The 13,198-nt window shown below is 35.1% G+C and carries 13 protein-coding genes; 2 read left to right on the top strand and 11 right to left on the bottom strand.

From position 1 onward, the window contains the following. Positions 1-83: 83 nt before the first annotated feature. The 11 genes from argS to hemQ all read right to left on the bottom strand — a co-directional run bounded on the left by argS (position 84) and on the right by hemQ (position 11,021). A complete protein-coding gene (gene argS / locus ACEE93_RS00940; protein WP_449155385.1) occupies positions 84-1,742 on the bottom strand; it encodes an arginine--tRNA ligase in 1,659 nt (552 codons plus the stop codon). A 13-nt stretch (positions 1,743-1,755) separates the two neighbouring features. After that, positions 1,756-2,166, bottom strand: a complete 411-nt coding sequence (locus tag ACEE93_RS00935) for a DUF1934 domain-containing protein (protein ID WP_449155384.1) — start codon at positions 2,164-2,166, stop codon at positions 1,756-1,758. A 292-nt stretch (positions 2,167-2,458) separates the two neighbouring features. Continuing rightward, complete coding sequence (locus ACEE93_RS00930) at positions 2,459-2,971, bottom strand: YwhD family protein (RefSeq protein ID WP_449155383.1); 513 nt, start codon at positions 2,969-2,971, stop codon at positions 2,459-2,461. A 66-nt stretch (positions 2,972-3,037) separates the two neighbouring features. Next, positions 3,038-4,339 carry an HD domain-containing protein gene (locus ACEE93_RS00925; RefSeq protein ID WP_449155382.1) on the bottom strand — a complete coding sequence of 434 codons (1,302 nt, stop codon included), beginning with the start codon at positions 4,337-4,339 and terminating at the stop codon, positions 3,038-3,040. 24 nt (positions 4,340-4,363) lie between these two features. Further along, positions 4,364-4,843 carry an N-acetyltransferase family protein gene (locus ACEE93_RS00920; protein ID WP_449155381.1) on the bottom strand — a complete coding sequence of 160 codons (480 nt, stop codon included), beginning with the start codon at positions 4,841-4,843 and terminating at the stop codon, positions 4,364-4,366. Between the two features lie 438 nt (positions 4,844-5,281). Further along, positions 5,282-5,623 (bottom strand): DUF1450 domain-containing protein, encoded by a 342-nt coding sequence (locus ACEE93_RS00915; protein ID WP_449155380.1) that lies wholly within the window; start codon positions 5,621-5,623, stop codon positions 5,282-5,284. Positions 5,624-5,722: 99 nt separating this feature from the next. Continuing rightward, positions 5,723-7,267 (bottom strand): SLC13 family permease, encoded by a 1,545-nt coding sequence (locus tag ACEE93_RS00910; protein WP_449155379.1) that lies wholly within the window; start codon positions 7,265-7,267, stop codon positions 5,723-5,725. Between the two features lie 170 nt (positions 7,268-7,437). Further along, positions 7,438-7,908: a threonine/serine exporter family protein gene (locus tag ACEE93_RS00905; protein ID WP_449155378.1), complete on the bottom strand. Its 471-nt coding sequence runs from the start codon at positions 7,906-7,908 to the stop codon at positions 7,438-7,440. 4 nt (positions 7,909-7,912) lie between these two features. Then, positions 7,913-8,668: a threonine/serine exporter family protein gene (locus tag ACEE93_RS00900; RefSeq protein ID WP_449155377.1), complete on the bottom strand. Its 756-nt coding sequence runs from the start codon at positions 8,666-8,668 to the stop codon at positions 7,913-7,915. Positions 8,669-8,685: 17 nt separating this feature from the next. Next, positions 8,686-10,047, bottom strand: coding sequence for an APC family permease (locus ACEE93_RS00895; protein ID WP_449155376.1), 1,362 nt, complete (start codon positions 10,045-10,047; stop codon positions 8,686-8,688). Between the two features lie 221 nt (positions 10,048-10,268). Continuing rightward, the gene (hemQ, locus tag ACEE93_RS00890) at positions 10,269-11,021 is read right to left on the bottom strand and encodes a hydrogen peroxide-dependent heme synthase (protein ID WP_449155375.1); all 753 of its coding nucleotides are present in this window, start codon (positions 11,019-11,021) and stop codon (positions 10,269-10,271) included. Between the two features lie 281 nt (positions 11,022-11,302). On the opposite strand from hemQ, the gene pta reads away from it, so the two are divergent. Both pta and ACEE93_RS00880 read left to right on the top strand, forming a co-directional pair. Beyond that, a complete protein-coding gene (gene pta, locus ACEE93_RS00885) occupies positions 11,303-12,292 on the top strand; it encodes a phosphate acetyltransferase (RefSeq protein ID WP_449155374.1) in 990 nt (329 codons plus the stop codon). Beyond that, positions 12,292-13,131, top strand: coding sequence for a lipoate--protein ligase family protein (locus tag ACEE93_RS00880; RefSeq protein ID WP_449155373.1), 840 nt, complete (start codon positions 12,292-12,294; stop codon positions 13,129-13,131). The genes pta and ACEE93_RS00880 overlap by 1 nt, the downstream gene beginning before the upstream one ends. Positions 13,132-13,198 lie beyond the last annotated feature (67 nt).

Raw genomic sequence — 13,198 nt, 5'->3', positions numbered from 1 at the left:
TTCTTCCCATCTATTCACTATTTATTTGAAAGACAATCGAACGACGCAACGAAGGTGCATCGTTCGAGGTCATCTTCATACGATTACATTGATTCTGGCGCTGTTACACCGACTAAATGTAACGCATTATGCAATGTAATTCTTACCGCTTCAATTAATGCTAAGTGCGCCATTGTTTTTTCTTTATCCTCTGTAAGTACCTTTTCAGCATTATAGAATTTATGGAAATGCGCTGCTAAATCTTGAATATAGTTTGTAATTCTATGAGGTGCTCTTGATTTCGCTGCACTTTCAATCACTGATTCAAATTCAGCTACTTTCTTCAATAATTCAATGGCTTTTTCATTTGTAATCAATTCATAGTGTGCACCTGGCTCAACTTGATAACCTTGTTCTTGTGCTTGTTTTAAAATCGAACAAATACGTGCATGTGCATATTGAGCGTAGTAAACTGGGTTATCTTGAGATTGTGATTTAGCAAGTTCCATATCAAAATCAAAGTGTGTATCAGCACTGCGCATTGTTAAGAAATAACGTGCAGCATCTACACCGACTTCATCCATAATTTCACGTAACGTAATCGCATTACCTGTACGTTTACTCATTTTAATTTCTTCACCATTTTGCATTAGACGAACCATTTGCATAATTTGAATCTCTAAACGGTCACTGTCCACACCAAATGTTTCAAGAGATGCTTTAATACGATTAATATAACCATGGTGATCCGCACCAAATAAATTGATTAACTGATCATTACCTCGTTGAATTTTGTCGTAATGATAAGCAATATCCGGTAAAAAGTACGTATACGTACCATCTTTTTTGATTAATACACGGTCTTTGTCATCTTTAAAGTCCGTTGTACGTAACCACGTCGCCCCATCTTTATCATACGTATAACCAAGTTCAGTCATCTGTTTAAGCACAGCATCAATTTCATTGTTTTCATATAGTGATGTTTCACTAAACCAAGAATCAAAATGCGTATTGAACTCCGCAAGGTCTGTACGTAATTTTTGCATTTCGTAGTCCACACCGAGCTGTCTAAACGTTTTTAAACGTTCCTCATCTGACATCTCTTTTAACTCTGGGCGTTTTTGAGCAAGGTCTGCACCAATATCTTTAATATCTTGACCATGATAACCGTCTTCAGGCATAGCAGCATCTTGACCTAAGTTTTGTAAAAAGCGTGCTTCAATCGAACGTGCTAAATTTGTAATTTGGTTACCGGCATCATTAATATAATACTCTCTTGTCACATCATAACCTGCAGCATCAAGGATATTACATAATGTATCACCTACAGCAGCATTACGCGCATGGCCTATATGTAAATCTCCTGTTGGGTTCGCTGAAACATATTCTACTAAAACTTTAATATTTTTACGTTCATCTACTCGACCAAATTGATCTTTTTGTTGTAATGCATCATCAATTACTTTATTTAAATAACTTGGATCCAAATAAAAATTAATAAAGCCTGGTCCAGCGATTTCGATTGTTTTCACATGCGCTTTTTCTTTATCGAAATGATCTACAATAGCTTGAGCAATGTCTCGAGGATTACGTTTAGCAATTTTTGGTAAAACCATTGCGATATTTGTAGAGTAGTCCCCGTTTTGACTATCTTTTGGTATTTCCACTTTAATATTTGGTATTTTTTCAGCAAGTTGTGCTTGTTGAATACTATTCGTAATTTCCTCAATTAATGTTTGTTTTACTTGTTCTACAATATTCATCACATAACTCCTTTTATTGTGCTTTATAGTTAATTTCGTATTGATACACACCCATTTTTTCATCACCTTGATATAATTCATAGTGGATTTTTAATTTGCCACCTGTATCGGTAATAAAGTGAAGAATACTTAATGTATGTACAGTAAAAATAAGCTTGCCTTCTGATATATGATAAAAAGTAGTTGTATCTTGTCCTTCAACAAAATACAAGTTCATATCAATATCGCCTTTTCGTATAATTTTGACACCATCTTCGACAAACTTAATCGTTACATTGACCTTCTGATCTTCAAAAATTTCTTGGTAACGAATATATTCAGATTGTTTTCTTTTCCATAGGCCAGTAGTTTGAAAACGAAATCGGTCTTTTTGATCATTTTGTTTTACGATTTGATGTGTTGTAATATCCACACGTTTTTCCAAAAGTGCTTCACCCTACTCTTTAAAATAGTACATTTCATTATAGCATATTTGTATTTGGTAGAAATATCTACTATTAAATTTGTCATAATGTTATTGAGGTCGGGCTGAGACATAAAGCATTAATGCTCTGGGAATCGATTAACGGTGTCCCAAAAGCAGGATTTTGTCCCAACCTCTTAACCTCTTAGCACACTATTCGATAAAAAGACACGATAATATAAGACTAGGACTGTATGCATACTTCTTTTTAAGTACCTACAATCCTAGTTTTCTTTACGGAATACACAATCATTTAATCTTTTGTTAAATCATTACGCAATGACTCACTTGAATTATTCCACATTTCTTCATTATGATTTTTTAAAAAGTCCGCTAATACTTGACGGTTTTCTTTTCCAATATGATCAATTATTACTTTATGCTTTAATGATTTATCCATCATATTAACGTGTTCTGGCATGCTTTTGTAACCTCTCTTAATACTTTTATTAACTAAGAGATAAGCAGCTGTTAAACCAGCATAATAAGGTCCGTTTTCGCCGCGTTCTGTAGTCACCCAACATAGCCAATATGGTTTTCTACCTTCTACATCAACCGTTTCTTTATCTTTAATCCATTTCACACCACGTTCGACTTGTGAACGCGCATGCATAGCGCCAATGTCGATAAATGCTTCTTGCGCATCCACGTCAACAAATACTGGCGCAATATTATCTAAACTAATCGAACCAATATTCGTCCCTTTATGCCCATCTAATGGATCGTTTTTTATAATATTAAAATTAAATCCTTTCTTTTCAGCCATAATTAAACCTCCTATCATCTCAATGAGTGTTTCTCTTATATTAATATTTTAAAATCGGCCGCTCTTTTAGTTCAACTCATTTAATAAGTTAATAATAGAGCCTTTAACTTCAGGATCTTTAATTTCTAAAATCAATTCTTTCGGATAATATAATTTATAGTCTTCACGCTTAATGCCTGTGATGCTTGAGATGATGAGTGACTGACTACTAATCTCTCTAATACCACCTTGTCTTAATAACAAATGAATAGGCTGTCGATTTGAACCAGGTCGGTCATAATCATACGGTAAATCAGAGAACGCATCACTGACAAAGTAATATTCAGGATCGATACCTGCTTTTCTAAACAATTCTTCTAATTCAGTAATGGTAATAATCGAACCATCAAATGGTAAATGTTTGAATAAATCTCTATTAATAAAACGACACGATAAATCACTTAAAATAGCATCGTCTTCTTTCATCCATTCTTTAATATAAAAAATAACATCTGTTTCGTCTAATTGGACATATTCTTCTACAGTGGCTCTTTTTTCAAAGAAAGGCACGAAATCTCTTGGTGAACGTTTAAATTGATAACCTGTTTCATATAAATGCTTTGCTCGTTTAAAACAATTATTTAATAAGACTTCTCCCCCACGACTGACAGGATGAAAGTATATTTGCCAATACATTTGATAACGACTCATAATAAAGTTCTCTACCGCATGCATACCACTTTCTTTAATGAGTACCTCATCTTTAGAAGGGCGCATTAATCTCAAAATACGCTCCATATCAAACATACCGTAAGACACACCTGTAAAGTAGGCATCCCTTTGTAAATAATCCATACGATCTGCATCAATTTGTGAAGAAATCATAGAAATGACTAACTTATTATGATGTGTTTTATTGATCACTTCTGCTACTTGTTTTGGAAAATCTTCACTCACTCGACGTAATACTTCATTAACTTCGGTATCTCCCATAATAATGGCTTGTGTATACGCTTCGTGATCGGTATCAAATATTTTTTCAAAGCAATGCGAAAAAGGACCATGTCCTAAATCGTGAAGTAGTGCTGCACACATAGCAAGCGGGCGGTCGTCAGGGTTCCACTCATCATGACCTTTAAATGCTTCGTCAATCATACGACGTACTATTTCATATACACCCAATGAATGGCCAAAACGACTGTGTTCCGCAGTATGAAACGCTAAATTTAACGTCCCTAATTGTTTAATTCGACGTAAACGTTGAAACTCTTTTGTTTTTATTAAATCCCATATTAATCTATCCTGAACATGGATATAACGATGGATAGGATCTTTGAATACTTTTTCTTCTGATAGTTTACTATCAACATAAGCTACGTCTGACCACATGCGTCGCGCCCTCCTTACTAAGTATTAGTTTAATGGTTTCTTCATTAATGCAAGGTTCATTGTTTCTCCATACATTTGATGCTCATAAGTCCGTACTTTCTCGAATCCTTCACGCTCATAAAAAGCGATGGCCTTCTTATTATTTTGATCAACTTCAAGATACAAATAATCGTAATCTCCCGTCAAATAAGTGAGACCTTTTTCGAGTAATAAACGTCCGTATCCCTTATTTTGTGAATAAGGACGTACATAGTGTGCTGATAAAAAGACATCTTTACCTTCAATAAAATTAGCAAATCCTACAATCTCTCCGTCTTCAACAGCAACTAAAAAGAGTTGTTCTTCTAATCGTTTATATAAATGCGCCTCATTATATGATGCTGCAAGTAATTCATTCACAGTCGTTGCGGCATAAATATTTAAATACGTATTGTACCAAGCTTTTGTCGCAACATTTCGAATTCCTATTACATCTTCAGGTGTGGCTCTTCTTACTTCATACATAACGCTTCGCTCCTTATCTGCTTAAAATAGGCAGGTTAAATTCTATCTTTGTGATTAATGGCATCTCTACGCCATGATTATGTTCTCTTCAAAAGACGTGCATTCAATGATACAGGACCTTTATCTGAGAATGTTAAATAATTAATAACTTTCATTATATCACAATTTATATCATATCTATGGGGCAGACCCCATGTATGTGTCACACGCTACTATTCTCTATTTATTATCTTTCCCATTTCCGCTTAATATCATACATTCTATTTATATACACGTGTATTCTTTACATATTACTTCACATTTTAAAACACTAAAAACCGCAACACCATTAGACCACTCAACGTGTCTGAATCATGTTACGGTTTGCATTAAAGAACACAGTACTATTTTATTGAAAAACAGGTTCATGTCCATTCTTTGATACCACTATATATTAAACTAAATTGATTTTTTACGTTTGGAAAGCTTTTCTTTAAGTTTGCGATCTTGCTCTTCTTTACGACGTTTACGTTCTTCATTACGTTTTCTCAAGCGCTCTTCTTCTTCAGGATCACGTGGCTTTTGTAGTTGTTTTGTCACCTTTTCCATTAATTCATCCTCAGTCTGTGCAGCAAGCGGACGATTATTTACGAACGCAAACGTTTTACGTCGTCCTGGTCCACAATAAGATTGACAACCAATTTCAATCTCAGCATCCGGATCTAATTTTTTTAATTTCTGTGTGACACTTTTTAAATTAACTGCCTGACAATCATCGCAGACCATAAACTTGTTTTTCACTTAACTTCCCACCTCTCTTAAGATTATAACTCTATTCATTTTACGCCTTTTTGTTAATATTTCAAGTTGTAAAATTGAAAACTTAAGTGGTGACCTCGTTTATTTAGATTGTGGCGTTAAACTTTGTGTAATATCAATGCCTAGTACTGGCGGTAAAATAAAGTAAACAACGATGATAATCACAACGACACTGATGAAGTTCATCACTGCTCCTTTTAATGCCATCTCTTTAATTTGGATTTTTCCTGTACCAAACACAATGGCATTAGGTGGTGTACCGACTGGTAACATATACGCACAGTTAGCTGCCATTGCGGCCGGAGCCATTAATAAGAGCGGATGCACGTTAATCGCTGTCGATAAAGTAGCTAAAATCGGTAATATCATCGTGGCAGTCGCTGTATTAGATGTAATTTCCGTTAAAAATAAAATAAAAACTGTAATCACAATCACAATAATTAACGGCGCCACTCCATTTAATAACGTGAGTTGTTGACCAAGCCATGCTGCAAGCCCACTTTCTTGAATCCCTTTTGCTAAAGCAAGACCACCACCAAATAAAATTAAAACACCCCATGGTAAATCTTTTGCAACTGACCAATCTAAAATACGTTTGTATTGATGTTTAGCTGGGATTAAAAATAATAAAATCGCGACAAACATCGCAATGGTTCCATCTGCTACTAATTCAGTATATTGCCATTTCGATAATAAAAACTCTCTAGAAATCCATAAAAAACTAGCAAATACGAAAACAGCGAAAACCACTTTCTCTTCAAATTTAATTTTACCAAGTGCTTCTAACTTCTCTTTAATGACATTTTGACCACCTGGGAGTGTTTTCATATCATGACGAAACGCAATCGTTTTAAAATACAACCATGCAATAAAAATAAGTACGATAACCGTTGGAATCCCAATCACCATCCATTTGGCAAAGCTAATTTCTTCACCAAATGTCGAGGCATATTGTCCTTTTAAAATGATTAAAGGCGGTGTGCCGATTAATGTACCTAAACCACCTATTGTTCCAGCGTAGCCTATCCCGAGGACAAGAGAACGTTCAAACTTTTGCAAAGCCGCTTCATTCGAATGTTCATCTTTTAATTGATTTGCTTCTTTTATAATTGCAATACTAATTGGAATCATAATCATTACCGCAGCTGTATTAGAGACAAACATCGATAAACCAGCTGTAGCAACCATAAAACCGAGCAATATGCGACCGGTACTTGTTCCGATATAATTAATAATAGTGAGTGCAATACGCGTATGTAAATCCCATCTTTCCATAGCTACCGCTAAAATAAAACCACCTAAAAAGAGATAAATCACATCATTTCCGTATTGTGCAGATACTGTGGCACTATCCATGACATGACCTAATGGTAATAAAACGAGCGGCAATAAACTCGTTGCTGGAATAGGAATGGCCTCAGTAATCCACCACATCGCAATCCAAACTGTAATACCAAGGACATATACCCCTTTAAATGATAAATCCTCTGGCCTAATGAATAATATGATGGCTAAACAGATTAATGGGCCAAGTATAAGGCCTATCCCCTGACTCAATGTATACGACGGATCTTTTTTCTTACGATTTGAAAACGTGAGTACACGTGACGTTTTTTGTTGGTCCATCATTCTTCCCCCTTGTTTTAAAGCAATGCTTTTATTTATTTAAAGTTTATAGAATGTTTGAGTCAGAATCAATTTTATTTTCGGATAATTTATAGCATTTAGATGCTAAAAAAGAGATTGAAGATAAGCGTGGGCTAGCACTTCATCTCCAACCTCTCAATAGACTTAGATTAATTAGATCTATGAACATTTTTACTTAACATGCGGACTGGCTTAGTATTAAAAGACTTCGCGAGTTGATTTGAAAAGAGCAATCCAACAGCAATCGCTCCCGCAATTAACGTTGCACGTACAAAAATATCACTCGCTTCATTGAATTCTAGCGTTAACAATTTTTGTGCCCCTTTAAAAAAGATACTTCCTGGCACTAACGGAATAATGCCCGGAACCATAAAAAGAATGACCGGTGATTTATATAAGCGCGCCATTAAATGACATGTTACGCCTAACACAAAACTGCCAAATAAGCTTGCATAGATACTATCAATATGCAAAAGACTATTGCTCATATAATAAACTAAATATCCTAGACCACCGCAGACACCTGCTTGCCAAAATAATCGTTTAGGTGCGTCATAAATAAACGCGAATCCAAAAGAGGTTAAAAAACTTGATATAAATGTTAAAAACAGCATAGTCAACCTCCTATAAAAGAATAATGGCTGTGGTAATGCCAGCCCCTATCGCAAAGGATGTCACAATCGCTTCTAAAAACTTCGCGGTAAACATGAGCATATGCCTTTCGAATAAATCTTGTATGGCAGTTGTAATGAGTACTCCAGGTACAATAGGCATCACTGCTGCAGTAATCGTAGCCCCAATATTAGGGTTATCAAACCATCGATTAAGCATTACGGCAATGACGCCAATTACTAAAGCACCTAAAAAATCGGGGATAAATAATGTGAGTTGTTTATTTTTCATCCATTCTGTTACGAAATAACCGAGTCCTCCTGCTAATACAGCTGGAAATAAATCGCTCCAACTTGCATCTTGTAAATATAAGAATCCCATCGAAATTAAGCCTGCAAAAAGCATTTTATGCCATAATTGATAGCGCGTTGAGGCTTTATCTATTCGTTTCAACATCTTATAAGCTTCTTCGTAACTTAACATTTGTTTAGAAATTTGGCGTGAGATTTCATTCACTTCAAATACCTTGCGTAGATTGGTGTCATTTTTTTTAATTTTAACCGTTCGCGTATCATGATCAGGTGATAACGAAAAATTGATAAATATATTCAGCGCGTAGCCATAAGTTTCTTCATAACCGTAACTTGCTGCAATCCGCTTCATTGTATCTTCAACTCGGCTTGCCTCTGCATTACACTCTAATAATATACGACCAGCAAGTATCGCTATATTCGCGATTTCTTGATCAGTCGGCTGTTTTTCTACCATTCATTACCACCCACATTCTATTTTTTAGATGTTGATTTACGTTTTACCTTTAAGAGATATATCGGTATACCAATCAATAAACCGATAATCGCAATGGCTGAACCAAGGGGATCAGATATTAAAGTATTAACAATAATAAACAACCCACCAAGCATTGCTAAGATTGGTAATACAGGATAAAACGGTACAGAATATGACCGCGGTTTCCCGTGGTTTTTACGACGTAATATAAATAAACCAACAAAAGAAGCAATATAGAAAAAGTAAATAATAAAAATTGTGATTTCCGATAAATAATCTGCATCAAATACAGTTGGGAATAAAATACTTAATACTAAAATGATTAAAGTTAAAACCATCATGACAAGATGTGCACCAATTGGTGTTTCAAACTTCTTACTAATATATTGCACATACTTTGATCCTGGCAACAAGTCATCTTGCGCCATCGCAAAAGGAATACGTGGAAAGGTCATTAACTTACCATTTAACGTACCAATAATTGACACGATCAAACCAATGTTGACAATTTTAGCACCTACACTCCCAAATACGATGGTTGCAGCTTCAACACTCACGCTATTGCCTAATAAGTAAACCTCAGATGCTGGTAATATTTTAAAAATAGCTACATTAATCATTATATAAACGAACGATACAATTAAAATACCGATTAACATTGCTAATGGTAAATCTTTTTGAGGACGCTTCATTTCACCAGACATTGTAGTTAACATAATCCACCCATCATATGCGAACAATGTTGCAAGCACGGCGCGACCAAAATTAACCGTACCATCATTATTTAAAATAACTTCTGTCACATCGTGGCCAAAGACACCTTCACCACCAAAAATGAGACCGAATATCACAATCGCAAAAATGGGAATCAACTTAGCCAATGTGGTGATATTTTGAATACCATTCGCATAATATGTGCCAATGATATTAACAATGAGTAAAAATAGAAAAATGCCGGCACCAATTGGAATGGTTAAAAATGCACTTAAACCGAAAAAGTTTGTAATTAATATACCTAAAAATAATATGAGCGATACAATAATAGCCGGACCATATAAGACAGTAAGGGTATAACCTGTTAAAAACCCCCAAAATGAACCATAAATATCTTTCATATAGGCATACAGTCCACCTGTACGTGTAATCTGTGCCCCCACTTCTGCAATCGTTAAACCTGATGCTAAAGTGAGGATACCTCCAATCAACCAAGCCCATAAAGCCATATTACTAGTCCCAGCATATTCAAGGACAGAACTTGGCTTCACGAATACGCCAGATCCAATAATTGTACCAACAATGATTGTTACTGCTGTAAACAATCCAATCGTTGGTTTTAATTTTTGCTTCTCTGATTGCATGGATACTTACCCCCTTGTCTGTGTCACATTAATGTTATAACTATAACATGAATAGCATGATTGTGTGCTTTAAATATGTATTTTTTTATTTAAGTCGACTTATGCACATTTAATATTATCTTAACTGCACGCTTACAAAATAAAAAAACTCTGAGAAATAACGATACATTATCATTTCTCAGAGCATTATTTTAAATCAAATATCTATATCGACTAGCTATTTATTCGTTTGGCATTTTAAATAACTCATTAAAGTCAGTTAGTAAATGACCAATAAAGAAGCTACCAAATTCGCCGTAACGTGCTGTTGTTTCATCAAATCTCATTTCGTAAACAATTTTTTTGAATTGTAATACGTCATCAGCAAATAATGTAACGCCCCATTCATAATCATCAAAGCCAACGGAACCAGTAATAAATTGTTTGATTTTACCAGCATATTTACGGCCAATCATACCGTGATCGTACATTAACTTCTTACGCTCTTCCATTGGTAACATATACCAGTTGTATGTTTCATTACGACGTTTATTCATTGGGTAAAAGCAAATGTATTCTCTTTCTGGTAGTTCTGGATATAAACGCGCTTTAATATGTGGGTTTTCATAAGGATCTTCATCCGAATCGCCAGCAAGATAATTACTTAACTCAACGACAGAAACGTAAGAATATGTCGGAATGAAGTGATCGGCAATTGGTAATTTATTAATTTCAGTCTCAATTGCTGTTAAATCTTTCATTTCTGGGCGTAAACACCATAATAATAAATCAGCTTTTTGGCCTGTTACATTATAAACAACTTGATCGCCTTCGCCAGACTGTTTAGCTTCTTTGAAACGTTTAAGTAATGATTCAAAGTCTGCTACCATCTCTTGGCGATCCTCTTCTGGTACTAAACGCCAACTTGCCCAATCAATTGCATAAAACAAATGTAAACTATACCAACCATCTAAAGTCTCTGCTGCATGACTCATAAAAACACTCCTAAACATTTTATAATCATTACTATTTAAATCTTATCATATCTTAACTTATTTAGAAAAACACAACTATGATGACAATATTTCAAACGTTGACTGACAACGTTTCGCATTATGTCAAAATTTCATCCTCTCTACTATTATACTTCAAAATGAATTTAAAGCAGGAGATATGCCTTTAAATAAGGGACAAATCTTGTCTTGGAAATCTAGCATTAAATAGCGTATAATAATACATGGAATTTTATGTTGAAGGAAAGTAGAGGAGGACAATTATGTCTAGTTTATTAGATGTATTAAAAGACAAACTTTCAGGAAAAAACGTACGTATTGTACTTCCAGAAGGTGAAGATGAACGAGTACTATCAGCTGCAGTAGATTTACAAGCATCTGATTATGTCACACCTATTTTATTAGGTAACAAAGACAACATTAACTCATTAGCTTCTGACAAAAACTTAAACATTGAAGGTATTGAAGTTATTCAACCAGACCAAAGCGAATTAAAAGCAGATTTAGTTTCTAAATTCGTAGAACGTCGTAAAGGTAAAGCAACTGAAGAACAAGCTCAAGAATTATTAAATAATGTAAACTATTTCGGTACAATGCTTGTATATGCTGGTCAAGCAGACGGATTAGTAAGTGGTGCTGCTCATTCTACAGCAGACACAGTTAGACCTGCATTACAAATTATCAAAACAAAACCTGGTGTATCAAAAACATCTGGTATTTTCTTCATGATGAAAGACGATCAACAATATATCTTTGGTGATTGCGCAATCAACCCTGAACTTGGAGCACAAGATTTAGCAGAAATCGCTATCGAAACTGCAAAATCTGCACAAAGTTTCGGTATGGACCCACGTGTTGCAATGCTTAGCTTTTCAACTAAAGGTTCTGCAAAATCTGATGACACTGAAAAAGTTGCAGAAGCAGTTCAACTTGCTCAAGACAAAATCGAATCAGAACAACTATCAAATGTTGTTGTCGATGGTGAATTCCAATTTGATGCTGCAATCGTTCCAGAAATTGCTCAGAAAAAAGCACCTGATGCTAAAATTCAAGGTGATGCCAATGTATTTGTTTTCCCAAGCTTAGAAGCAGGTAACATCGGCTACAAAATCGCTCAACGTTTAGGTGGTTTTGACGCTGTAGGTCCAGTACTACAAGGTCTTAATTCACCAGTTAACGACCTATCACGTGGTTGCTCATCAGAAGACGTATATAACTTATCTATTATTACAGCTGCTCAAAGCTTACAATAATGGACTTAGTCTCAAAATATTTTAATGATATTGCATGGCGCTACATTGACCATTCCTCTGGTCTTGAGCCCATGCAATCTTTTGCATTTGATGATACGTTTTCAGAGCGCGTGGGTAGTGATTTATCCCCTAATGTTGTGCGTACTTGGGTTCATCAACATACGGTCATTTTAGGTATTCACGACTCACGATTACCTTTTTTAAAAGATGGTATTCATTTCTTAACGAACCAACAAGGTTATAATGCCATCGTGCGCAATTCTGGAGGCTTAGGTGTTGTTTTAGATCAAGGCATTTTAAACATTTCTTTGATTTTCAAAGGTAAAACTGAAATTAAAATCGACGAAGCCTTCACAGTTATGTACCTTCTAATTTGTAAAATGTTTGAAGATGAAGATGTTGAGATTGATACACACGAAATTACACATTCTTATTGCCCAGGAAAATATGACCTGAGCATTAATAATCAAAAATTTGCTGGTATTTCTCAACGACGCGTACGTGGCGGTATAGCTGTTCAAATATACCTTTGTGTAGAAGGCTCAGGCGCTGAAAGAGCACAATTAATGCAATCTTTTTATGAACATGCATTAAAAGATGCCGATACAAAATTCAAGTATCCTGATATAGACCCAAATTGTATGGCTTCCTTATCTTCTTTATTAGGTCATGACATAACGGTACAAGATGTTATGTTTAAGTTGTTATACGCTATTAAAGATATGGGCGGTCAACTTAATATGGCCCCCGTTACTCAGGATGAACTGCAACTTTATGACAAATACTATGATCGCATTATCGATCGTAATGCGAAAATGAATGCGCAAATTGACGCATAATCAACCAATTTTAAAGGTGGCCCTCTAATCTAGTATGAGTTAGATTAGAGGACCACCTTTTTCATTG

The organism is Staphylococcus sp. 11262D007BW (genome assembly GCF_053547815.1).
The sequence above is the reverse complement of the archived record's forward strand: the minus strand, read 5'-3'. Positions and strand labels throughout refer to the sequence as shown.

Excerpts from the sequence above, each read along its gene's own strand:
- argS (WP_449155385.1), bottom strand. The coding sequence starts at position 1,742 with ATGAATATTGTAGAACAAGTAAAACAAACATTAATTGAGGAAATTACG.
- ACEE93_RS00930 (WP_449155383.1), bottom strand. The coding sequence starts at position 2,971 with ATGGCTGAAAAGAAAGGATTTAATTTTAATATTATAAAAAACGATCCA.
- ACEE93_RS00925 (WP_449155382.1), bottom strand. The coding sequence starts at position 4,339 with ATGTGGTCAGACGTAGCTTATGTTGATAGTAAACTATCAGAAGAAAAA.
- ACEE93_RS00920 (WP_449155381.1), bottom strand. The coding sequence starts at position 4,843 with ATGTATGAAGTAAGAAGAGCCACACCTGAAGATGTAATAGGAATTCGA.
- ACEE93_RS00910 (WP_449155379.1), bottom strand. The coding sequence starts at position 7,267 with ATGGACCAACAAAAAACGTCACGTGTACTCACGTTTTCAAATCGTAAG.
- ACEE93_RS00900 (WP_449155377.1), bottom strand. The coding sequence starts at position 8,668 with ATGGTAGAAAAACAGCCGACTGATCAAGAAATCGCGAATATAGCGATA.
- ACEE93_RS00895 (WP_449155376.1), bottom strand. The coding sequence starts at position 10,047 with ATGCAATCAGAGAAGCAAAAATTAAAACCAACGATTGGATTGTTTACA.
- hemQ (WP_449155375.1), bottom strand. The coding sequence starts at position 11,021 with ATGAGTCATGCAGCAGAGACTTTAGATGGTTGGTATAGTTTACATTTG.
- pta (WP_449155374.1), top strand. The coding sequence starts at position 11,303 with ATGTCTAGTTTATTAGATGTATTAAAAGACAAACTTTCAGGAAAAAAC.
- ACEE93_RS00880 (WP_449155373.1), top strand. The coding sequence starts at position 12,292 with ATGGACTTAGTCTCAAAATATTTTAATGATATTGCATGGCGCTACATT.